The following is a 21,231-nucleotide window of genomic DNA, read 5'->3' on the forward strand; positions in this document are numbered from 1 at the left end:
ACCACTTCAGCGCGACGGGTCGAAGAGCGGGACGACAACCGACGAATCGGGCGTCGGGGCACCGAACAACGAGGCGGCTCCGGCAAGGGTTTTCGTCGCTGCGTCGTACTTCATCGGAGCGAGGTCGTGGCCCGCGCCCTCGATGTCGACGAGCTCGGTGGGGGCCGGCACGAGCGCGAGCGCAGCGGTCAATTCGGTTGTGGTGCCGAACGGATCCTTCGTGCCGTGCACCACCACCGTCGGTGTTCGAAGTTCGGGAAGGTGTTGTGTACGAGCCTTGTCCGGCTTGCCCGGCGGGTGCAGGGGATAGGAGGTCAGCACGAGTCCGTCGACGAGACCCGGTCGCTCGGCCGCGATCATCGAGCCCTGCCTGCCACCGTAGGAATGCCCACCGAATGCGATGAATCCAGAGGTCTCGGCGCGGAGGCGGTCGACGGCCGACGCGATTCCGAGCCGATCCTCGGCCGCCCTCGACGGGTGCGGCGGTCCCTTGGGTTTGCGTACTCGAAACGGAAGGTCGAAACGCAGGACCGTGAATCCGGCTGCCGCCCATACCGACGCGATGCGCTGCAGCAGCGGCGACTCGCAGTTGCCGCCCGCACCGTGCGTGAGAGCGAGGCCGCCTCGTGACGGTATGGAGGGCGTGTGCAGAAATGCGACGCCCCCGCCGAGATCGATGTCGGCGGGGGCGTCGAGACCATCGAGTTCAGGCATCGTTCGAGGACGTTACCTTTTCCTGGGTGTCGGCGTGATCGGTGTCAGCAGAGCCGTCGGAGTCGGTGGAGTCCCGGTCATCGGCGTCCACCATCTCGCCGTTGTCGTCGACCATGTCCGCGAAGGCGGTTCCGGCGACGGTGCCGTTGGTTCCCGGCAGTGCGACGGTGGGCCGGGCACCGGGTCGATAGCGATCGTCGAGGCCCTCCACGGACTTCTTCGCCTCCTCCAGGGTGGCGTCGTCGACTGTGGGTTCGCTCTGAGCATCGTCCGACACGTGTGTGTCCTTCCATCGAAGTGTGTGCGTCGTCTCCACTGTGCACTTCTATGGCGCGAATCACCACAATTGATTCGTGAAGCACAAAAAAGACCCCCTCGAAAGGGGGCCTGATTTGTCTTGCTGTGGTGCGCGATACTGGGATTGAACCAGTGACCTCTTCCGTGTCAGGGAAGCGCTCTCCCGCTGAGCTAATCGCGCGTGTCCTCGCAACGGTCTTGCGACCGATGCACTAGCGAGGTGGAGACGGGAATCGAACCCGTGTGCACGGCTTTGCAGGCCGTTGCCTCACCACTCGGCCACTCCACCATGGGTCGAGACCCTCGAGCGGATGACGGGATTCGAACCCGCGACCCTCACCTTGGCAAGGTGATGCGCTACCACTGCGCCACATCCGCATACCCCGGAGGCGCTCACTGCTGGGCAGTTGTTGTCTCCGTGGTGCGGGGAAAACATTAACCCAACGGGAGTGAAACTCACAAATCTCGTGGTCAGCCCCGGAATTCGAACGATCGGCGCTGTGAAAGATGTGAAAGCAGAGGCGATGGGAGCCCTGCGAAGGCAGTCCGTGGACGAATTCGGTGATCGGGCAGGCGATTCGGTTCGTCGCGGCACCTCGTGTTAATGTTTTGCCTCGTTCGGTCCCGTGGCTCAGTGGGAGAGCGTCCGCTTCACACGCGGAAGGTCGCTGGTTCGATCCCAGCCGGGACCACAGAAAAGAAGGCCCGCACCGCCCGTCGGTGCGGGCCTTCTTGCGTTCGAGGCCGGTAGCCTGAGCCGGTGAGCACCGAAGAATCGAAGCCGCAGGCCGTCGCCGACCAGGGTCCGATGGACACAGCAAAGGTGAAGCACCGTCGCTTCCGGGCGCGCATCGCCGAGAACAAGTCCCTCGATCTCGCGTACCGAATCACGGTCGGTGTCGTCGGAGCAGTGGTGTTGGTGCTGGGTGTACTCGCCATTCCCTACCCGGGGCCCGGCTGGTTGATCGTGTTTGCCGGCCTGGGCATCCTGGCGTCGGAATTCGCCTGGGCCAAGAGTGCGCTGCGGTTCGTCCGCAAGAGATACGACGCATTCATGGCGTGGTTCTCGAAGCAATCGATGTTCGTCAAGGGTCTCGGAGTTCTGTTCACCACGGTCGTCGTGCTGGCCACGCTGTGGCTGCTCGGCACGTTCGCGTTGGTCGGGGGCTGGATCGGACTCGAGTGGACGTGGCTCGAGAGCCCGATCTGACGTCACCCGTCGCGCTGAGGCCAATCGAGTGGACCGTTGCCGATAGGCTGTCGGAGGCCTTCCTGGCCAGAAGAACCGATCGAGGAGTACATCGCTGTGAGCATGCCCGTTGTCGCCGCCGTTTCGCCCGCCCGCATCATGGTGCCGGCCGGAACCACGGCAGGTACGGCGCTCCGCGAGACCGGCCTGCCGAACAAGGGACCCGACGCAGTGGTCGTGGTACGCGATCCCGACGGCAAGCTCCGTGACCTGTCGTGGGCACCGGAGGGCGACACCGAGGTCGATCCCGTTCCGGCGAACACCGAGGACGGACGAAGCGTCATCAGGCATTCGGCCGCGCACGTGTTGGCGCAGGCCGTTCAAGAGCTCTTTCCCGACGCCAAGTTGGGCATCGGGCCGTTCATCAAGGACGGCTTCTATTACGACTTCGACGTGAAGCAGCCGTTCACTCCCGAGGATCTGACGGCACTCGAGAAGAAGATGAAGCAGATCGTCAAAGCCGGACAGCGCTTTTCGCGTCGGGTGTACGAGTCGGTGGAGCAGGCCCGCGAGGAGTTGGCCGGCGAGCCGTACAAGCTCGAGCTGATCGACGACAAGTCCGGCATCGACGATCCCGAGGTCATGGAGGTCGGTGGGGGAGAGCTGACCGCCTACGACAACCTCAATCCCCGGACCGGCGAGCGGATCTGGGGCGATCTGTGCCGCGGACCGCACATCCCCACCACCAAGTACGTGCCCGCGTTCAAGCTCACCCGTAGTTCGGCTGCGTACTGGCGCGGCAATCAGGACAACGCCGGACTGCAGCGCATCTACGGAACTGCGTGGGAATCCACCGAAGCGCTCGACGCGCATCTCGAACTGCTGGCCGAGGCGGAGCGTCGCGATCACCGCAAGCTCGGCTCCGAGCTGGACCTGTTCAGCTTTCCCGACGAACTGGGCTCCGGTCTGCCGGTGTTCCATCCCAAGGGTGGCATCATCCGGAACGAGCTGGAGAACTACTCGCGGCAGCGGCACATCGAAGAGGGCTACGAGTTCGTCAACACCCCGCACATCACCAAGGGCCATCTCTACGAGGTCTCGGGTCACCTCGACTGGTACCGGGACGGCATGTTCCCGGCGATGCACCTGGACGCCGAGCTCGACGAGAACGGTGACGTGCGCAAGCCCGGCCAGGACTACTACCTCAAGCCGATGAACTGCCCGATGCACAATCTGATCTTCCGTTCCCGCGGCCGCTCGTACCGAGAACTGCCGCTGCGTTTGTTCGAGTTCGGCTCGGTCTACCGCTACGAGAAGTCCGGCGTCATCCACGGTCTCACCCGCGTGCGCGGCATGACCCAGGACGACGCGCACATTTTCTGCACCCGCGAGCAGATGCGCGGTGAGCTCACCAGCACCCTCGAATTCGTTCTCGGGCTGCTCAAGGACTACGGCCTCGACGATTTCTACCTCGAACTCTCCACTCGCAACCCGGAGAAGTCGGTCGGCAGCGACGAGGTCTGGGAAGAGGCAACCAACACCCTCGCCGAGGTGGCGGCGGCGTCGGGCCTGAACCTGGTGCCAGATCCGGGCGGTGCCGCGTTCTACGGACCGAAGATCTCGGTGCAGGCCAAGGATGCGCTGGGGCGCACCTGGCAGATGTCGACCATTCAGCTCGACTTCAACCTGCCCGAGCGCTTCGAGCTCGAATACACCGGCTCGGGCGGAACCAAGGAACGCCCGGTGATGATCCACCGCGCTCTGTTCGGTTCCATCGAGCGCTTCTTCGGGGTGCTCACCGAGCATTACGCGGGCGCGTTCCCGGCCTGGCTCGCACCGGTTCAGGTCGTCGGCATCCCGGTTGCCGAGGTCTACCAGGATCACTTGTTCGCGGTGGTGAACGAACTGAAGAAGCGTGGAGTGCGCGCCGAGGTCGATGCCAGTGACGATCGGATGCAGAAGAAGATCTTCAACCAGACGGCGCAGAAGGTTCCCTTCATGCTTCTCGCCGGCGAACGCGACGTCGAAGCCGGAGCCGTGAGCTTCCGATTCCGGGACGGCACCCAGGTCAACGGCGTCCCCGTGGCGCAGGCCATCACGGTCGTGACCGACTGGATCTCTCAGCGCAACAACGCATCACCGACCGCCGAGCTCGTGCAGACCGACCCCGCAGGAGTGAGCTGATCATGTCGGAACAGGACGAGTCGATCGTCGTCACCGGGGCCGGTGAGCCCGATCGGCTGCAGCGACTGTGGACACCGCACCGGATGTCCTACATCGCCGAGGCTCCGCAGGGCTCGGCGAAGTCGAACGAGCCGTTCTCCGACATTCCCAAGATGAGCGACGAGGACGGACTGGTCGTCGCACGAGGCGAATCGGTCTATGCGGTACTCAACCTGTACCCCTACAACCCCGGCCACGCGATGATCGTGCCGTACCGCCGCGTCGCGGCACTGGAAGACCTCACACCTGCGGAGAGCGCCGAGTTGATGGCATTCACGCAGCAGATGATTCGCGTCATCAAGCGAGTGTCGCGTCCGCACGGCTTCAATGTCGGACTCAATCTCGGTGCTGCCGCGGGCGGATCGCTGGCCGAGCACCTGCATCAGCACATCGTGCCCCGGTGGGGCGGCGACGCGAACTTCATCACCGTGATCAGCGGTGCGAAGGTGATGCCGCAGTTGCTCCGTGACACTCGGGCCCTGCTCGCGTCGGCCTGGAACGAATGAACCACAGGCGAGAGGAGCACGCGCCGTGCTGAGCATTTTCGGCCGTGCGCCGGTGTCGAAGGTGACCGCCCCGCTCGGGCGTGCCCTCAACAGCACCGGGCTGACCCCCAACTCCGTGACGATCATCGGCACCGTCGTCACCGTCACGGCCGCGGTCACGATGTACCCCGCCGGCTACCTGTGGTGGGGTTCGGTCGTCATCACCCTGTTCGTGTTGTTCGACATGCTCGACGGGGCCATGGCGCGGGCTCGGGGCGGTGGCACCAAGTACGGTGCCGTCCTCGACGCGACGTGTGATCGAGTGGCCGACGGTGCGATCTTCGGCGGCTTGGCCTGGTGGGCGGTGTACTCCGAGCAGGACAAACTACTGCTCGTTGCCACCCTGATCTGTCTGGTCACCTCCCAGGTGATCTCGTACGCCAAGGCACGCGCCGAGGCCAGCGGACTCTCGGCCGACGGGGGGTGGATCGAACGTCCCGATCGCCTGGTCATCGTGCTCGTCGGTGCCGGATTCACCGGTGTCGGGCGGCATTTCGACATTCCGTGGTTGGACAGCGTGATCTACCCGGCGATGTGGATTCTCGCCGTGCTCAGTGTCGTGACCGTGTTTCAGCGCGTTCTCGCGGTCCGCGGATCCGAGGGTGCTCGCGACATCATCGTGCCTCCGGTGGCACCGGCATCCGGCGACGGCGACGTGGCCGCGTCGTGAATCTCTCCGACAGGGCGAGCGACGCGGGCTACGCGGCCGGTTGGCGACTCGTCCGTTCTCTACCCGAGCCGGTGGCGCGACGCCTGTTCGATCGCGGTGCCGACTTCGCGGCGACGCGAGGCGGTGGCCCGGAACAGTTGCGTCGCAATCTCGCTCGAGTCCTGGGGACCACTTCCGCCGAGGTGCCCGACGATCTGATCCGCGACAGCGTTCGCTCCTACGCCCGTTATTGGCGCGAGGCGTTTCGGTTGCCGTCGATGGATCTGGCTGCGCAGGCCGCCGTCATCGATCGGTGCGTGAACGGCAAGGAACATCTCGAGGGTGCACTCGCCGCCGGTAAGGGAGTGGTGCTGGCGTTGCCGCACAGCGGCAATTGGGACATGGCCGGAATGTGGCTGGTACGCACGCACGGTGGGCTCTCGACCGTCGCCGAACGGCTGAAGCCGGAATCTCTGTACCAGCGATTCGTCGCCTATCGGGAGAGCCTGGGCTTCGAGATCTTTCCGCTCAGCGGCGGCGAGCAACCGCCGCTTCTCGCACTGTCCGAGAGACTGCGCCAGAACAAGGTGGTCTGCCTGCTCGGTGAGCGTGACCTCGCCAAGCACGGGGTACCGGTCACCTTCTTCGGTGAACCGACCCGGATGCCCGCCGGTGCCGCAAAACTCGCAATCGACACCGGAGCGACGCTGTTGCCGGTACACGGCTATTTCGACGGCGACGGCTGGGGCTTCGATATTTCGCCTCCAGTGGACGTCTCGGCCGGAGTCGGGCCCGCCACCCAGACGTTGGCCGATCATTTCGCTGCCGGCATCCGAGCGCATCCGGCGGACTGGCACATGCTGCAACCGTTGTGGATGAGCGACTGGTCGGCCGAGCGACGTGCCCGAATCGAGGGCGCGTGAAGATCGGCATGGTGTGCCCGTACTCGTTCGACGTTCCCGGTGGAGTGCAGGCGCACGTTCAGCAGCTGGCCGAGGTGTTCATCGAACGCGGACATCGCGTCAGTGTCCTGGCTCCGGCGTCGGACGACGTCGAGTTGCCGGATTTCGTGGTCTCGGCGGGCGAGGCGCTCGCCATTCCCTACAACGGATCCGTCGCGCGGCTTCGATTCGGGCCGATCACGTATTCCCGAATCCGTAAGTGGATCTCCGACAACGATTTCGACGTGCTGCACATCCACGAACCGAACGCGCCCAGCCTGTCGATGTTGGCGCTCAAGGCCGCGGACGGACCGATCGTGGCAACCTTCCACACCTCGACGACGAAGTCCTTGGTGCTCAGCACCTTTCAGGGTGTGCTGCGGCCTTATCACGAGAAGATCAGCGGACGTATAGCCGTCTCGGAACTCGCCCGACGCTGGCAGGTCGAGGCCCTCGGCTCCGACGCCGTCGAGATCCCCAACGGAGTCGACGTTCCTGCCTTCGCCGACGCCCCTGTGCTGGAAGGCTATCCACGTGCCGGTCGCACGGTGCTCTTCCTCGGCCGCTTCGACGAACCACGCAAGGGAATGGCGGTCCTGCTCGGGGCACTGCCCACCCTCGTCGAATCCCATCCCGACATCGAGATCCTCATCGTCGGCCGCGGCGACGAGGACAAGCTCCGCAAGGACGCAGGCGCACTCGCCTCGCACCTGACGTTCCTGGGGCAGGTGGACGATGCGACCAAGGCATCGGCGATGCGCAGCGCCGACGTCTACTGCGCACCCAACCTCGGCGGTGAGAGCTTCGGCATCGTCCTCGTCGAGGCCATGGCCGCCGGAACTCCGGTGGTGGCAAGCGAACTCGACGCATTCCGGCGGGTGCTCAAGGACGGCACCTGCGGACTGCTGGTTCCGATCGACGATTCCGATGCCGTCGCCGCCGCAGTGACCGCGATCCTCTCCGACGACGCCGTTCGTGCTCGACTCGTCGATGCCGCCTCGCTCGCCGTGGCCGCCTACGACTGGCCCGTCGTCGCCGAGCAGATCCTGCGGGTCTACGAAACCGTCACCCTCGGGGGCCAGAAAGTGCGGGCGGCGAACTGATGACCCTCTCGGCGCTCACGATCCTGGTACTCGGTCTGGTCGCGGTACTGATTCTCGTCGTCGGCCTGTGGGCGTACGGCACGGCGAACCGACTGGACCGCTTGCACGTGCGTACCGACCTTGCCTGGCAGGCACTCGATGCAGCACTGGCCCGCCGCGCCGTCGTCGCGCGAGCGGTGTCCGCTGCCACCCGCGACACGGCCTCGTCGAGCAGAGAACTCGCCGCACTGGCCGATCGGGCCGAACGCGCCGACCGGTCGCAGCGGGAAGAGGCCGAGAACGCGGTGTCCATGGCACTTGCCGTCGTCGAGCCGAATGCCCTGCCCCCGCAACTGGTCGCCGAACTGGCCGACGCCGAGGCCCGCGTCCTGATCGCACGGCGCTTCCACAACGACGCCGTCCGGGACACTCTGGCGCTGCGGGTCAGACGCCCGGTCCGGTGGTTGCATCTGGGCGGTACCGCGGCCCTGCCGTCGTATTTCGAGATCGCCGAGCGGTCTGCTGCCGCGACGTTCGGCAGCGAGAACAGAGCCACTCCGCGAACATCCGCTCGGGTGGTGCTGCTCGACGAACGGGGCCGCGTTCTGCTGTTGCGCGGACACGATCCGACGGTGCCCGACACCTTCTTCTGGTTCACCATCGGTGGGGCAGTGGAGAAGGGCGAGTCGCTCCGCGAAGCAGCGGTGCGCGAGGTGCACGAGGAAACCGGCCTGACCGTCGCGGCGGCAGATCTGCGCGGTCCACTGTGGCGACGGGTTGCGACGTTCCCGTTCAACGGAACCCTGATCCGTTCCGAGGAACTGTTCTTCGCGATCCGAACGCAGGAGTTCGAGCCGCACAGCGCCGGGTTCACCGATTTCGAGCGCCGCACCGTGACCGGCCATCAGTGGTGCACCGAGGCCGACATCCGTGCGCTCAGCGCTGTCGGCGAGAACGTCTATCCCCAGGACCTCGCGGAACTGCTGGACGAGGTGAACGTGGCTCTCGCTCGACGCGGCGACCCTGACGTGCGCGCTATTCGCTAGCAATCTGGACCCTTTTCGAGCAGTCCAGCAATCATGAAGTGGTTATGGGAAACCGTCGCCAGGAGGCCTACAGTTCTGGGCGCGACTTCGCGCCGCGCGTGATCGATTGCGCGGATGGACGTAGTTGCACATATCAGTCCGGTGCGCCACGAACGGTGCCCAGAACACAGGAGTCGGCTTGAGTACCCCACACGCATCCACTACACCCGCTGGATCTGCCGAAGGCGGTTCGGGCGAGAACGGAATCGGCACCGCGCGCGTCAAGCGGGGGATGGCCGAGATGCTCAAGGGCGGCGTCATCATGGACGTGGTCACCGCCGATCAGGCCAAGATCGCCGAAGACGCCGGAGCAGTTGCCGTCATGGCCCTCGAGCGCGTCCCCGCAGACATTCGCGCTCAGGGTGGGGTGTCGCGGATGAGCGATCCCGACATGATCGACAGCATCATCTCCTCGGTCAGCATCCCGGTGATGGCGAAGGCCCGCATCGGCCACTTCGTCGAAGCGCAGATCCTGCAGAGCCTCGGCGTCGACTACATCGACGAGTCCGAGGTGCTCACCCCGGCCGATTACGCCAACCACATCGACAAGTGGAACTTCACCGTTCCCTTCGTCTGTGGTGCCACCAACCTGGGTGAGGCGATGCGTCGAATCACCGAGGGAGCGGCCATGATTCGCTCCAAGGGCGAGGCCGGAACCGGCGACGTCTCGAACGCGACGACGCACATGCGCAAGATTCGCGACGAGATCCGTCGCCTCACCTCGCTCCCCGAAGACGAGCTGTACGTGGCGGCGAAGGAACTGCAGGCCCCGTACGACCTCGTCGTCGAGGTCGCCCGGGCCGGCAAACTGCCCGTCACACTGTTCACCGCCGGTGGCATCGCCACTCCCGCGGACGCAGCGATGATGATGCAGCTCGGTGCCGAGGGCGTGTTCGTCGGATCGGGAATCTTCAAGTCCGGCAACCCCAAGGAGCGCGCCGAGGCGATCGTCAAGGCCACCACGTTCTTCGACGACCCCGATGTGCTTGCCAAGGTCTCCCGCGGTCTCGGTGAGGCCATGGTCGGCATCAACGTCGACGACCTCCCCGTCGGACACCGTCTCGCCGAGCGTGGCTGGTGACGGTTCTGCGTCAGTAGCGTTCGAGTGCCGGGCGGTCGGGATGGTCCCATCGGACCAGAAGATCCGGCCGCTCGGCCGAGCCGTCGAGGCTCTCGTAGTACTCGAGCAACGGGGCGCAGGTCCACTGATCGGGGGCGCTCGTTCTGCGGCGTAAAGCGTTCGCGGACAGGCGTAGCTGCACCGACAGATCGACGTTCAATCCCCGGCCGAGCAGCATGGGTCCCGCGATCAGGACGATCTGATTCGCCGCCGCCGAGGTGGTGCGGGCCCGAGCCGAGCGGTCGGTGGCCTCATCCCACAGTCGCGGTAGAAAGTGACCTCCGCCACCGGGCCCCAGCGGGGCGATGACCTCTCGAACCAGGGCGTCGTAGTCGAACCACAGTGTGCGATAGCTCAATTCGTCGGTTCGCGAGTACTCGAATCGAATGGACGCAGGTCGGACGTAGTCGTGCAGGTCGACCACGGCAGCCGGACGGCCCCGAGAGCGGGCGTGTTCGGCTGTGCGCGTGGCGAAGTCGACCGGTCGCGCGGCATCGGCACCGTCGATCACGACGATCGAGCGGGCCCCGTCCGGGCACGAGTCGACGATCGACTCGACGAGAAGATCGGGAAATATCGGCATCGGTTGACCCACACCGACCATCTTGCCTGGTCCATCCATTGTTAGCCTGAGCCGTTGTCACAGAAAGGTGGACACCAGCCATGGCCAGCATCGAGGACATTCTCGAATTGGAACGGATCGAGAACGACATCTATCGGGGACGGACTTTCCCTTCTCGGTTGCCCCGTACGTTCGGCGGTCAGGTGGCGGGCCAGGCGCTCGTCGCGGCGGTGCGCACAGTGGCTCCCGAGTTTCGTGTGCACTCGCTGCACGGCTATTTTCTGCGTCCGGGCAATCCGAACGAACCGGCCGTCTTCATGGTCGATCGAATCCGCGACGGCCGGTCGTTCTGCACACGCCGCGTCACCGGAATTCAGCACGGCAAGGCGATCTTCACGATGTCTGCCTCGTTCCACGGCGACGACGACGGCATTTCGCACCAGGACGTCATGCCCGAGGTCGTCGGACCGGACAGCCTGCCCGATCCCACCACCCTCGCCGAATACGACCACTCGTACTACAAGGAATGGTCGGAATGGGACATCCGTCTCATTCCTGATGACCAGACCGTCAAGCATCCCAGTTTCGCTGCGCAGCAACGTGTGTGGTTCCGCTACCGCGATACGTTGCCCGACGATCAGGTGTTCCACGTCTGCGCCCTCGCGTACATGAGCGACATGACGTTGATCGGCTCCGCCAAGGTGCCGCACCCGGACGCCGTCACCCAGACCGCCTCCCTCGATCACGCGCTGTGGTTCCTGCGGCCGTTCCGGGCAGACGAATGGTTGCTCTACGACCAGACGTCACCGTCGGCCGATTTCGGCCGGGCACTGGCTCAGGGGCGAATTTTCGACACGTCCGGACGCATGGTTGCCGCGGTGGTGCAAGAAGGGCTGATGCGTTACGAGCGGGACCCCGACGCGCCTCATGTCGATCCCTTCGGCCGCAAGTGATCGCTCCGACCATCGGTGTTCTCGCGCTGCAGGGCGACGTTCGCGAACACCTGGCTGCGCTCGAGTCGAGCGGTGCGCGCGGAGTCACCGTGCGGCGTCCCGCCGAACTGGCGCAGATCGACGGATTGATCATCCCCGGCGGGGAATCGACGACGATGAGCAACCTGCTCGGCGTGTTCGAGCTCCTCGACCCGCTGCGCGCGCGGTTGGCGGAGGGACTGCCCGCCTACGGCTCCTGTGCGGGCATGATTCTGCTGGCGTCCGAGATTCTCGACACCAGGCCCGACGCCCGACATCTGGATTGCCTCGATATCACCGTGCGGCGCAACGCTTTCGGTCGTCAGGTCGATTCGTTCGAGACCGACCTCGACGTCACCGGTATCGACGGTGGGCCGGTGCGGGCGGTGTTCATCCGCGCGCCGTGGGTCGAGCGGGTGGGCGAGCACGTCGAGGTGCTCGCCACCGTGCCGCACGGACCGGCCGCCGGACGCGTGGTGGCCGTTCGCCAGAACTCCGTTCTCGCGACGAGTTTTCACCCCGAGGTCACCGGCGACGATCGAGTGCACGCACTCTTCGTCGACATGGTGCGCAGCCGCTAGAACCTTCGACGGTCGGTCGGTGCCGAGCGCGGTACCGGGCGAGTAAAGTCGACAACACTGATTTCGAGCAGGAAGGGGCCCTATCGCATGAGCGGCCACTCAAAATGGGCCACCACCAAGCACAAGAAGGCGGTGATCGACGCCCGACGTGGCAAGTCTTTCGCCAAGCTCGTCAAGAACATCGAGGTGGCGGCCCGCACGGGTGGCGGTGACCCCACCGGCAACCCGACGCTCTTCGACGCCATTCAGAAGGCGAAGAAGACCTCTGTGCCCATCGACAACATCGAGCGGGCGCGCAAGCGAGGTGCAGGCGAAGAGACCGGCGGGGCCGATTGGCAGACCATCATGTACGAGGGCTACGGACCCAACGGTGTTGCCATCCTCATCGAGTGCCTCACCGACAACCGCAACCGCGCCGCAGGCGAGGTCCGTGTCGCGATGACCCGTAACGGCGGGAACATGGCCGACCCGGGTTCGGTGTCGTACCTGTTCTCGCGCAAGGGCGTGGTGACCCTGGAGAAGAACGGTCAGAGCGAGGACGACGTCCTGATGGCCGTTCTCGAAGCCGGTGCCGAGGAAGTCAACGACAACGGCGACACGTTCGAGGTCGTCAGCGAGCCGACCGACCTGGTCGCCGTGCGCACCGCTCTGCAGGAGGCCGGAATCGACTACGACTCGGCCGAGGCGAGCTTCCAGGCGTCGGTGAACGTCCCGGTCGACGCGGACGGTGCACGCAAGGTGTTCAAGCTCATCGATGCACTCGAAGACAGCGACGACGTCCAGAACGTGTGGTCCAACGTCGACCTCTCCGACGAGGTCATGGCCGAGCTCGACGCCGAGGACTGACGCCACTCGCATCCGACGACGTGATCGACCGGGTGTCGTATCCCTGATCCGACGGTGGGCTCCGCTACGCTATCGAACAACAGTTCGTAAGCGGAAGGTGTGGTGGCGTGCGGGTGATGGGTGTCGACCCCGGTCTCACCAGGTGTGGGCTCAGTCTGATCGAGGGCGGTGTGGGCCGAACGGTGGTCGCGCTCGATGTCGATGTGGTGCGAACGCCCGCGGACATGGACCTCGCGCAGCGTCTTTTGCGGATTTCCGAGGCCGCGGAATACTGGCTCGATACCCACAAGCCCTCGGTGGTGGCGATCGAGCGAGTGTTCGCTCAACACAACGTTCGCACGGCCATGGGCACGGCCCAGGCCGGTGGCGTCATCGCCCTCGCAGCGGCCAGGCGTGGCGTCGACGTCTGCTTTCACACTCCCAGTGAGGTCAAGGCGGCCGTCACGGGCAACGGTTCGGCCGACAAGGCTCAGGTAACCGCCATGGTCATGCGCATTCTCGGACTGCAGACTGCACCGACTCCCGCCGACGCGGCCGACGCATTGGCCCTCGGTATCTGTCACTGCTGGCGAGCACCCATGATCGCCCGGATGGCGAAGGCCGAAGCGATGGCCGCCGAGCAGAAACGCAAGTACGACGCGCGTCTGGCCGAGGAGCGCAAGGCTCGCGCCGTCGTGGCACGCAGGATCGAGAAAATGGCCAAGAAGGAGGCGGGCGCACGATGATCGCGTCGATCAGGGGTTCGGTGGTGGACATCGCGCTCGATCACGCCGTGCTCGAGGCTGCGGGCGTCGGGTACCGGGTCAACGCCACTCCGGCGACGCTGGCCACGCTGCACCGGGGGAGCGAAGCGACCCTCCTGACGACCATGATCGTGCGCGAGGATTCGCAGACGCTGTACGGGTTCCCCGACAAGGAGTCGCGTGAGCTGTTCGAGTTGCTCCTCACCGTGACCGGCGTCGGCCCGCGAATCGCCATGGCGACTCTTGCCGTACACGAGCCCGATGCGCTGCGAACTGCGTTGGCGGACAGTGATATCGGAGCTCTGACCAGGGTGCCCGGTATCGGCAAGCGCGGCGCGGAGAGGATGGTCGTCGAGTTGCGCGACAAGGTCGACGCGGTGGTCGGACGCGCCGGAAGCGCAGCCGTGCCGGGGTCCGGTGCCGGCAACTCGATGCGAGACCAGATCGTCGAAGCGCTGATCGGTCTCGGATTCCCCACCAAGCAGGCCGAGGAAGCCACCGACGCGGTGCTCGCCCAGCAGCCCGAGGCCACGACGTCGACTGCGTTGAGGTCGGCGCTGGCGTATCTCGGAAAGTCCAGGTAGGCCCGGGTGACCGAGGACGACCAATTCGCCGAATCCCAGGTCGGTGCGGACGCGATGTCCGACGATCTGGATGTCGAGACGAGTCTGCGTCCGAAGAATCTCACCGATTTCATCGGTCAACCGCGCGTGCGAGAGCAGCTCCAGCTCGTGTTGTCGGGTGCCAAGATGCGCGGCGGCACCCCCGATCACATCCTGATGTCCGGTCCGCCGGGACTCGGTAAGACCAGCATGGCAATGATCATCGCCGCGGAGCTGGGAACCTCGCTGCGGCTCACGTCGGGTCCGGCGCTCGAGCGGGCAGGCGATCTTGCGGCGATGCTCAGCAACCTGGTCGAGGGGGACGTGCTGTTCATCGACGAAATCCATCGCATCGCTCGTCCGGCCGAGGAGATGCTGTACCTGGCCATGGAGGATTTCCGCGTCGACGTCATCGTCGGCAAGGGGCCGGGAGCGACGTCGATTCCACTCGAGGTGGCACCGTTCACCCTTGTCGGTGCCACCACCAGGTCGGGTGCGCTCACCGGGCCGCTGCGAGATCGCTTCGGATTCGTGGCGCACATGGATTTCTACGAGCCCAGCGAACTCGAGCGCATCCTCATGCGGTCGGCGGGAATTCTGGGCGTACCGATCGACCGGGACGGCTGCGCGGAAATTGCCGGGCGCTCGCGCGGCACCCCCAGAATCGCGAACCGACTGCTTCGGCGAGTTCGCGACTATGCGGACGTGCGCGGCGACGGCACCGTCACCCAGGACACCGCGAAGGCCGCCCTGGTGGTTTACGACGTCGACAAGCTCGGGCTCGACCGACTCGACCGCGCGGTACTCAGCGCGCTCATCCGGAGTTTCGGCGGTGGGCCGGTGGGTGTATCGACACTGGCCGTCGCCGTCGGCGAGGAACCGTCGACGGTCGAGGAAGTGTGCGAGCCGTTTCTGGTGCGTGCCGGAATGATCGCCCGCACCCCCCGCGGGCGCGTGGCGACCGCTGCTGCGTGGCAACACCTCGGTCTGACACCGCCACCGGACCTCGCAGTGGGTGGGATTTCAGTCCGATCCTCGGAGGTCCAGCAGGGATTATTCGAATGAATCGGGCACAACAGGACACGAACGGACCGGACCGGTTCCAGGTAATGGCACACTGGGTAGCTGCGAGGCCCGCACCGGCGGCGTTCTCGCACGAGACAATGACGTATATCGAACCCGACTTCGAGGACTGACCTTCCGATGGATTTGCTGTTTCCGCTGCTGATCGTGGCCCTTCTGGTACCGCTGTTTCTCAATGCGCGTCGACAGAAGAAGGTGTTGGCCAAGACCACGGAAATGCAGGACTCGCTGAAGATCGGCGACGAGGTCGTCACCACCGCCGGTCTGTACGCCCGCGTCGTCCTGGTCGAGGACGACACGATCGACCTCGAGATCGCCGACGGCGTCATCACCACGTGGTCGCGCGCAGTCGTGCGTGAGGTGCTGCCCGACGATTCCGAGTTCGACGACACCGACATCGACGCCACCACCGATGCGGACATCGCGGCCCTCGGCTCGAACAACACCGCGGGACCGTCGCTGAGCAAGACAGACGCGGCCCGGCCGGACGAGACCGTCGAGCAGACGGCGAAGAGGCTCGAAAAAGAGTGAGCTCGATGTGATCGACAACCGCTGTCGGAGACAGTATCCGGCAGCGGTTTTCTCTGCGGTGACCGATGTGGTGCACAATCGCACCGCTCACCGCTGACACAGCGGGCCGCCAGGCCCTCCAGGAACCGACATTTTCCATCGCCTCAGAGGAGAAACACACACCGTGGCACCTTCCAGCGGACCGGTGCAACCCGCCCGCTATCTCGCCGTTTTCGCGGTGCTGATGGCAGCGGTGTACGCCATGGTCTTCTTCACCGGAGACAAAGACCCCTCGCCGAAGTTGGGAATCGACCTGCAGGGCGGCACGCGCGTGACACTCACCGCGCGGACCCCCGACGGCAACGCACCGACGCAGGACAGCTTGCAGCAGGCGCAGCAGATCATCGAGACCCGCGTCAACGGTCTCGGTGTCTCCGGCTCCGAGGTGGTCATCGACGGCGACAACCTCGTCATCACGGTGCCCGGCGACGACAGCTCCCAGGCCCGCACCCTCGGGCAGACCGCGCGACTGTTCATCCGTCCCGTGATCGGATCCGTTGCTCCGTCGACGGGCGAGGGTGCAGGCACGCAGCAGACCCCGGCCGACCCGGCCGCGCCGGTCGATCCTGCTGCACCGGCAGACCCGGCTGCTTCGGCGGACCCGGCTGCGCCTGCAGATCCGGCCACTCCGCAGCAACGTGTGTTCCCGGCGCAGGATCCGTCTGCGGTCGATCCGACTCCCGCTCCCGCCACTGATGCACCTGCCACCGATGCACCGGCCGAGGACCCCGCCACCGACGCTTCGCTGTCCGACGCCGATCGCGCCGCCCAGGAGATCGCCGACGCGAAGGCGCTGCGGCAGAGCGAGGACCAGCAGGTCCAACAACTCGCGATGCAGTCCCTCGACTGCAACGCCGCCGACCCGCTCGCAGGCAACGACGATCCTGCTCTTCCCCTCGTCGCATGCTCGACCGATGGAACGGCCGTCTATCTACTCGGTCCGACGATCATCGACGGTCAGCAGATATCCGACGCGACCTCCGGGTTCGACAGTCAGCAGGCACAGTTCCAGGTGAGCCTGACGTTCGACACGGAGGGCTCGAACACCTGGGCTCAGTTCACCGCGGCCAACCTGCAGAAGCAGGCTGCGTTCGTGTTGGACTCCAAGGTGATCAGTGCGCCGGTCATCCAGGGGGCCACCCCAGCCGGCAGCGCCACCTCGATCACCGGCAACTTCAATGCCCAGACCTCCTCGGAGCTGGCCAACACGCTCAAGTACGGCTCGCTGCCGCTCTCCTTCGTGTCCTCCGAGGCCGAAACTGTGTCGGCCACACTGGGATTGGCCTCGCTCGAAGCCGGACTGCTCGCAGGTGCCATCGGACTGGCGCTGGTGTTGGTCTACTGCCTGCTCTACTACCGTGCCCTCGGGCTGCTCACCGCGCTGTCGTTGGCGCTGGCCGGTCTCGTCGTCTACGGAATCATCGTTCTGTTGGGTAGATGGATCAGCTTCACGCTGGACCTGGCAGGAATCGCAGGCCTGATCATCGGTATCGGTATGACCGCGGACTCGTTCGTGGTGTTCTTCGAGCGCATCAAGGACGAGATCCGGGAAGGCCGCAGCTTCCGGTCGGCGGTTCCTCGTGGTTGGGCACGCGCACGCAAGACGATCCTGTCCGGCAACGCGGTCAGCTTCATCGCTGCCGCGGTGCTGTACGTGTTGGCCGTCGGTCAGGTCCGCGGCTTCGCGTTCACCCTCGGACTGACGACGATCCTGGACATCATCGTCGTGGTGCTGGTGACCTGGCCGCTGGTGTACCTGGCGTCGAAATCCACGTTCTGGTCCAAGCCGTCGGTCAACGGCCTCGGTGCCGTCCAGCAGATCGCGCTCGAACGCAAGCGCGCAGCCAACAAGGCACTCGCCGTCAAGACCGGCACTGCGCCGTCGAAGGAGGCATGACATGTCGGACACGACCACGTCGACCCCATCGCCCCTCTACGATTCGGGCGTCGATCAATCCACCCAGCCCAAGCACAGCTGGCTGTCCAGGTTGTACACCGGCACCGGTGCCTTCGACATCGTCGGTCGTCGCCGGTTCTACTACATCCTCACCGGCGTCATCGTGCTGGTGTGCCTGCTGAGCTTCCTCGTCCGCGGCTTCACCCTCGGTATCGATTTCGAGGGCGGAACCCGGATCGCGCTGCCCGCCGCCGACAACATCTCCACCGAGCAGGTCGAAACCGTCTACGACGACTCGCTCGGCATGCCGCCGGTCTCGGTTCAGACCGTCGGTTCGGGTGCAGCAGCAACGGTGCAGATTCGCTCCGAAGCTCTCGACCCCGCCGAAGTGGACACCCTTCGCCAGGCGTTGTTCGAGGCCTTCCAGCCGCAGGACAACTCGGGTACCGCGACCCCGAACGCCATCAGCGTGTCCGACGTCAGTGAGACCTGGGGCAGCCAGATCACCCAGAAAGCCCTGATCGCACTCGTGGTCTTCCTGGTCATCGTCAGTATCTACATCGCGGTCCGATACGAGCGAGACATGGCGTTGGCGGCTCTGGCTGCCCTGGCCTTCGACCTTCTGGTGACCGCAGGTGTGTACTCGCTCGTCGGATTCGAGGTGACGCCTGCGACGGTCATCGGTCTGCTGACGATCCTCGGCTTCTCCCTGTACGACTCCGTGGTGGTGTTCGACAAGGTCGAGGAGAACACCCGCGGCATCCTCAACCTGCATCGCAAGACCTACGCCGAACAGGCGAACCTGGCCGTCAACCAGACCCTGATGCGCTCGATCAACACCACCGTGATCGGTGTTCTCCCGGTGATCGCACTGATGATCATCGCGGTGTGGCTACTCGGAGTGGGCACGCTCAAGGATCTGGCGCTGGTACAGCTGGTCGGCATGATCGTCGGTGCCTATTCGTCGATCTTCTTCGCCACTCCGTTGCTGGTGACGCTCAAGGAGAAGTGGGGCCCCGTCGCAGTCCACACCCGCAAGGTCCACTCCAAGCGTGCCGAAGCGGCGGCTCGCGCGGCCGGTCTCGTTCCGGAGCCGGTGGCTGTCGGCGTGGCCACTCCGAAGTCTTCTGCTCCCCAGCCGGGCAACCGCCCCACCGGGAAACGAAACAAGAAGCGTCGGTAGACCACCTTCGACAGGGACGGAGAGTGCACGTGAAACGACGGTGGAGCGCGGCACTGGTGGCAGCGAGTGTCGGCGCGGTGTCCATCACGGCGTGTTCGTCGCCCGAGGACAAGGTGCCCTCGATCGGCTACTCGTTCGACAACGTGGTGAACACGTACAACGCCAGAACCGTCGACGGCGCGGCGTCGGGAGCCCGACAGGCGTTCACCCGGGTGCAGGTGGGCTTCAGCTACCTCGGGCCCGAGGGAGATGCGTTGTCGGACAACGACATCGGAACAGTGTCGGTGGTACCCGGTGACACCCTGACCGTGCAGTACTCCATCGCCCCGGCCGCGACGTACTCGGACGGTGCGCCGATGGCCTGCGACGACCTGGTGTTGGCCTGGGCGGCGAACAGCGGAAGGTTCGCCACCGACCGCCCCATGTTCGACGCGGCGTCGACGGCCGGGTACTCCGACATCGAGCGCATCGATTGCGTTCCGGGGGCCAAGGAAGCCACCGTCGTCTTCGCATCCGGCCGCAGCTACCAGAACTGGCGAGCGCTGTTCGGTGCCACCGACCTGCTACCGGCGCATGTCGCGGCCCGGGCAGCGGGCGTGCCGAACGTCGTCGATCCCATCCTGGCCGAGGACGACGACGTGGTGCGCCGCATCGCCGACTTCTGGAACACCGGATGGACCCTGACACCGGGTTCGATCGACCTCTCGCTGCTGCCCTCGGCCGGCCCGTACCGTGTCGAGTCCTACTCCGCCGAGGACGGTCTCGTGCTCGTGGCGAACGACGCCTGGTGGGGAAACCCGCCTCAGACCGAACAGGTGGTCGTCTGGCCCAAGGGCACCGACCTGGCGGCGAAGTCCGCGGACGGCTCGCTGGACGTGGTCGACCACGGTGCCGGTGCCGTCGATCTCGGGACCACCGAGGGTTTCAGCACCACCGAGGAACCGTCGCGAGGCGTCGAGCAGTTGACGTTCTCGACCCAGGGGGTGCTGGGCGAGGCGAGTGCACGTCGAGCAGTGGCCGCGTGCATCCCGAGATCGGATCTGTTCGACACACTGGGTCACCCCGGTTCCGAGGCGGCAGATGCGGGTCTCGGCTCGGGTGTCGTCGACTCTCGCCTCGTCCAGCCCGACACGTTGGTGTACCCGTCGGTCGCGGCGGTAGCGGGTGATCGCTACCAGCGCTCGGACCTGGACCAGGCGAGCCGAGAGCTGGAGGCCGCAGGCGAGAATGCAATGACCGTTCGTGTCGGCTACCGGGGACCGGACGCGCGGCGCGCCCAGGTGGTGAGCCGCATGGCTGCCGATTGTGCCGCCGCGGGCATCACCGTCGAGGACGCGAGCTCGCCGGACTTCACACCGTCCGCCCTGCGGGCCGGGGCGGTCGATGCCGTTCTGGGTAGCAGCGGATCGCTTCCTGGACCGTCGGGTTCGGCTGCCGCGGCGACCGCACGGTATTCGCTGCGCACGGGAATCGGTTTGAACGTCGGCGGATACAGCAACGGCAGGATCGATTCCATCGTCGATCAATTGGCGGTGACCGATGATCCCGAGCGCATTCTGGCGCTGGCCACCGAGGGCGAGAACATCCTGTGGAACGACATGCCGTCGCTTCCCCTGTACAACGAGCCGCGGACGACTGTCGTCAGTGACGGCATGCAGGACGTGGTGCCCAACCCGACGGCCGCTGGTGCCGGATGGAACATGGATCGGTGGGTGCTTCTTCGATGAACGATGCAGGCGGTGCAGTGGGTGCGGCCGCTGCCGTGGCCAGGCTGACGCGGTGGGTCGACGATTTTCCCGTCCCCGGTGTGCGCTTCGGCGATCTGACACCGGTGTTCGCGGACGGACCGGCGTTACGCAGCGTCGTATCGGAGTTGGCGCAGGGATTCGAGGACGTCGATCTGGTGGCGGGTATCGACGCACGGGGATTTCTGCTGGGGGCCGGAGTTGCCCTCGAACTCGGGTGCGGTGTGCTGGCGGTGCGCAAGGCGGGAAAGTTGCCGCCTCCGGTGCATTCACGGTCGTACGATCTCGAGTACGGAACCGCCGAATTGCAGATCCCGACTGCGATCGACGTGACCGGGAAGCGAGTGCTGGTGGTCGACGACGTACTGGCGACCGGCGGTACCGTCGATGCGACGGCTCGGTTGTTGGCCGAGCAGGGAGCGGTGATCGCCGGAGCCGCTGTGGTTCTCGAGATCGCTGTTCTGGGTGGGCGCGACAAGTGCAGTGGCTACCCGCTCGGCTGCCTGGTTCGAGTATGAGGACTAAAGTCTCTTTCACGAAGCGTTGACCGAACAATTCCGGCGACAACGCGGAACGTGTGGCAGGAGGTGATGAGAGTGACCC

Annotated in this window: 22 protein-coding genes and 4 tRNA genes; 20 read left to right on the plus strand and 6 right to left on the minus strand. The window is 65.5% G+C overall.

Going from position 1 to position 21,231, the window contains the following annotated elements:
- Positions 1 to 6: 6 nt before the first annotated feature.
- The 5 genes from AB0362_RS02235 to AB0362_RS02255 form a co-directional block, all read right to left on the minus strand.
- Positions 7 to 714, minus strand: coding sequence for an alpha/beta family hydrolase (locus AB0362_RS02235; protein ID WP_366234731.1), 708 nt, complete (start codon positions 712 to 714; stop codon positions 7 to 9).
- Positions 707 to 991, minus strand: coding sequence for a hypothetical protein (locus AB0362_RS02240; protein ID WP_256980953.1), 285 nt, complete (start codon positions 989 to 991; stop codon positions 707 to 709). The genes AB0362_RS02235 and AB0362_RS02240 overlap by 8 nt, the downstream gene beginning before the upstream one ends.
- Positions 992 to 1,117: 126 nt before the next feature.
- Positions 1,118 to 1,192: transfer RNA gene (locus tag AB0362_RS02245), tRNA-Val, on the minus strand.
- Positions 1,193 to 1,229: 37 nt separating this feature from the next.
- Positions 1,230 to 1,300, minus strand: a tRNA-Cys gene (locus tag AB0362_RS02250).
- Between the two features lie 17 nt (positions 1,301 to 1,317).
- A tRNA-Gly gene (locus tag AB0362_RS02255) sits at positions 1,318 to 1,389 on the minus strand.
- Between the two features lie 242 nt (positions 1,390 to 1,631).
- Between AB0362_RS02255 and AB0362_RS02260 the strand changes: the two genes are divergently transcribed.
- From AB0362_RS02260 to pdxS, 9 genes are all read left to right on the plus strand, one after another.
- Positions 1,632 to 1,703, plus strand: a tRNA-Val gene (locus AB0362_RS02260).
- A 116-nt stretch (positions 1,704 to 1,819) separates the two neighbouring features.
- The gene (locus tag AB0362_RS02265) at positions 1,820 to 2,221 is read left to right on the plus strand and encodes a TIGR02611 family protein (RefSeq protein WP_317547326.1); all 402 of its coding nucleotides are present in this window, start codon (positions 1,820 to 1,822) and stop codon (positions 2,219 to 2,221) included.
- A 102-nt stretch (positions 2,222 to 2,323) separates the two neighbouring features.
- On the plus strand, positions 2,324 to 4,384 hold the full coding sequence (thrS, locus tag AB0362_RS02270; RefSeq protein WP_317784299.1) for a threonine--tRNA ligase: 2,061 nt from the start codon (positions 2,324 to 2,326) through the stop codon (positions 4,382 to 4,384).
- Between the two features lie 2 nt (positions 4,385 to 4,386).
- Positions 4,387 to 4,929, plus strand: a complete 543-nt coding sequence (locus tag AB0362_RS02275; RefSeq protein WP_032397953.1) for an HIT domain-containing protein — start codon at positions 4,387 to 4,389, stop codon at positions 4,927 to 4,929.
- A 25-nt stretch (positions 4,930 to 4,954) separates the two neighbouring features.
- Positions 4,955 to 5,638 carry a phosphatidylinositol phosphate synthase gene (pgsA, locus tag AB0362_RS02280; RefSeq protein ID WP_068050599.1) on the plus strand — a complete coding sequence of 228 codons (684 nt, stop codon included), beginning with the start codon at positions 4,955 to 4,957 and terminating at the stop codon, positions 5,636 to 5,638.
- The gene (locus AB0362_RS02285; protein ID WP_317784277.1) at positions 5,635 to 6,540 is read left to right on the plus strand and encodes a phosphatidylinositol mannoside acyltransferase; all 906 of its coding nucleotides are present in this window, start codon (positions 5,635 to 5,637) and stop codon (positions 6,538 to 6,540) included. Before pgsA ends, AB0362_RS02285 begins: the two co-directional genes overlap by 4 nt.
- A complete protein-coding gene (locus tag AB0362_RS02290; protein ID WP_317784278.1) occupies positions 6,537 to 7,661 on the plus strand; it encodes a glycosyltransferase family 4 protein in 1,125 nt (374 codons plus the stop codon). Before AB0362_RS02285 ends, AB0362_RS02290 begins: the two co-directional genes overlap by 4 nt.
- Positions 7,661 to 8,686 (plus strand): NUDIX domain-containing protein, encoded by a 1,026-nt coding sequence (locus AB0362_RS02295; RefSeq protein ID WP_149405868.1) that lies wholly within the window; start codon positions 7,661 to 7,663, stop codon positions 8,684 to 8,686. The genes AB0362_RS02290 and AB0362_RS02295 overlap by 1 nt, the downstream gene beginning before the upstream one ends.
- Positions 8,687 to 8,930: 244 nt before the next feature.
- Positions 8,931 to 9,806 (plus strand): pyridoxal 5'-phosphate synthase lyase subunit PdxS, encoded by an 876-nt coding sequence (gene pdxS / locus AB0362_RS02300; protein WP_032398431.1) that lies wholly within the window; start codon positions 8,931 to 8,933, stop codon positions 9,804 to 9,806.
- A 10-nt stretch (positions 9,807 to 9,816) separates the two neighbouring features.
- On the opposite strand, the gene AB0362_RS02305 is transcribed toward pdxS, so the two are convergent.
- Positions 9,817 to 10,428 carry a hypothetical protein gene (locus tag AB0362_RS02305; protein ID WP_317547251.1) on the minus strand — a complete coding sequence of 204 codons (612 nt, stop codon included), beginning with the start codon at positions 10,426 to 10,428 and terminating at the stop codon, positions 9,817 to 9,819.
- Between the two features lie 80 nt (positions 10,429 to 10,508).
- Between AB0362_RS02305 and AB0362_RS02310 the strand changes: the two genes are divergently transcribed.
- The 11 genes from AB0362_RS02310 to AB0362_RS02360 all read left to right on the plus strand — a co-directional run bounded on the left by AB0362_RS02310 (position 10,509) and on the right by AB0362_RS02360 (position 21,146).
- Complete coding sequence (locus AB0362_RS02310) at positions 10,509 to 11,360, plus strand: acyl-CoA thioesterase II (RefSeq protein ID WP_094669040.1); 852 nt, start codon at positions 10,509 to 10,511, stop codon at positions 11,358 to 11,360.
- Positions 11,357 to 11,959 (plus strand): pyridoxal 5'-phosphate synthase glutaminase subunit PdxT, encoded by a 603-nt coding sequence (gene pdxT / locus AB0362_RS02315; RefSeq protein ID WP_366234732.1) that lies wholly within the window; start codon positions 11,357 to 11,359, stop codon positions 11,957 to 11,959. The genes AB0362_RS02310 and pdxT overlap by 4 nt, the downstream gene beginning before the upstream one ends.
- 87 nt (positions 11,960 to 12,046) lie before the next feature.
- A complete protein-coding gene (locus AB0362_RS02320; protein WP_366234733.1) occupies positions 12,047 to 12,805 on the plus strand; it encodes a YebC/PmpR family DNA-binding transcriptional regulator in 759 nt (252 codons plus the stop codon).
- A 107-nt stretch (positions 12,806 to 12,912) separates the two neighbouring features.
- Positions 12,913 to 13,530: a crossover junction endodeoxyribonuclease RuvC gene (gene ruvC / locus AB0362_RS02325; RefSeq protein ID WP_037189428.1), complete on the plus strand. Its 618-nt coding sequence runs from the start codon at positions 12,913 to 12,915 to the stop codon at positions 13,528 to 13,530.
- Complete coding sequence (gene ruvA / locus AB0362_RS02330) at positions 13,527 to 14,132, plus strand: Holliday junction branch migration protein RuvA (protein WP_068050592.1); 606 nt, start codon at positions 13,527 to 13,529, stop codon at positions 14,130 to 14,132. The genes ruvC and ruvA overlap by 4 nt, the downstream gene beginning before the upstream one ends.
- Before the next feature lie 54 nt (positions 14,133 to 14,186).
- Positions 14,187 to 15,215, plus strand: coding sequence for a Holliday junction branch migration DNA helicase RuvB (gene ruvB / locus AB0362_RS02335; protein WP_052047563.1), 1,029 nt, complete (start codon positions 14,187 to 14,189; stop codon positions 15,213 to 15,215).
- Positions 15,216 to 15,353: 138 nt separating this feature from the next.
- A complete protein-coding gene (gene yajC, locus AB0362_RS02340) occupies positions 15,354 to 15,764 on the plus strand; it encodes a preprotein translocase subunit YajC (protein ID WP_269594195.1) in 411 nt (136 codons plus the stop codon).
- A gap of 163 nt (positions 15,765 to 15,927) precedes the next feature.
- The gene (secD, locus tag AB0362_RS02345) at positions 15,928 to 17,700 is read left to right on the plus strand and encodes a protein translocase subunit SecD (RefSeq protein ID WP_317784280.1); all 1,773 of its coding nucleotides are present in this window, start codon (positions 15,928 to 15,930) and stop codon (positions 17,698 to 17,700) included.
- A gap of 1 nt (position 17,701) precedes the next feature.
- Positions 17,702 to 18,883, plus strand: a complete 1,182-nt coding sequence (gene secF, locus AB0362_RS02350; RefSeq protein WP_366234734.1) for a protein translocase subunit SecF — start codon at positions 17,702 to 17,704, stop codon at positions 18,881 to 18,883.
- Between the two features lie 23 nt (positions 18,884 to 18,906).
- Complete coding sequence (locus tag AB0362_RS02355) at positions 18,907 to 20,610, plus strand: ABC transporter substrate-binding protein (RefSeq protein WP_366234735.1); 1,704 nt, start codon at positions 18,907 to 18,909, stop codon at positions 20,608 to 20,610.
- A complete protein-coding gene (locus AB0362_RS02360; RefSeq protein ID WP_149405864.1) occupies positions 20,607 to 21,146 on the plus strand; it encodes an adenine phosphoribosyltransferase in 540 nt (179 codons plus the stop codon). Before AB0362_RS02355 ends, AB0362_RS02360 begins: the two co-directional genes overlap by 4 nt.
- The last annotated feature ends 85 nt before the right edge of the window (positions 21,147 to 21,231 follow it).

This window comes from Rhodococcus sp. NPDC079359 (assembly GCF_040702585.1).
GTDB lineage: Bacteria > Actinomycetota > Actinomycetes > Mycobacteriales > Mycobacteriaceae > Rhodococcoides.

Coding starts and splice junctions, on each gene's coding strand:
- AB0362_RS02235 (WP_366234731.1), bottom strand. CDS start 714: ATGCCTGAACTCGATGGTCTCGACGCCCCCGCCGACATCGATCTCGGC.
- thrS (WP_317784299.1), top strand. CDS start 2,324: ATGCCCGTTGTCGCCGCCGTTTCGCCCGCCCGCATCATGGTGCCGGCC.
- AB0362_RS02275 (WP_032397953.1), top strand. CDS start 4,387: ATGTCGGAACAGGACGAGTCGATCGTCGTCACCGGGGCCGGTGAGCCC.
- AB0362_RS02320 (WP_366234733.1), top strand. CDS start 12,047: ATGAGCGGCCACTCAAAATGGGCCACCACCAAGCACAAGAAGGCGGTG.
- AB0362_RS02265 (WP_317547326.1), top strand. CDS start 1,820: ATGGACACAGCAAAGGTGAAGCACCGTCGCTTCCGGGCGCGCATCGCC.
- yajC (WP_269594195.1), top strand. CDS start 15,354: ATGGATTTGCTGTTTCCGCTGCTGATCGTGGCCCTTCTGGTACCGCTG.
- AB0362_RS02295 (WP_149405868.1), top strand. CDS start 7,661: ATGACCCTCTCGGCGCTCACGATCCTGGTACTCGGTCTGGTCGCGGTA.
- AB0362_RS02305 (WP_317547251.1), bottom strand. CDS start 10,428: ATGCCGATATTTCCCGATCTTCTCGTCGAGTCGATCGTCGACTCGTGC.
- ruvA (WP_068050592.1), top strand. CDS start 13,527: ATGATCGCGTCGATCAGGGGTTCGGTGGTGGACATCGCGCTCGATCAC.
- secF (WP_366234734.1), top strand. CDS start 17,702: ATGTCGGACACGACCACGTCGACCCCATCGCCCCTCTACGATTCGGGC.
- AB0362_RS02310 (WP_094669040.1), top strand. CDS start 10,509: ATGGCCAGCATCGAGGACATTCTCGAATTGGAACGGATCGAGAACGAC.
- AB0362_RS02360 (WP_149405864.1), top strand. CDS start 20,607: ATGAACGATGCAGGCGGTGCAGTGGGTGCGGCCGCTGCCGTGGCCAGG.
- ruvB (WP_052047563.1), top strand. CDS start 14,187: ATGTCCGACGATCTGGATGTCGAGACGAGTCTGCGTCCGAAGAATCTC.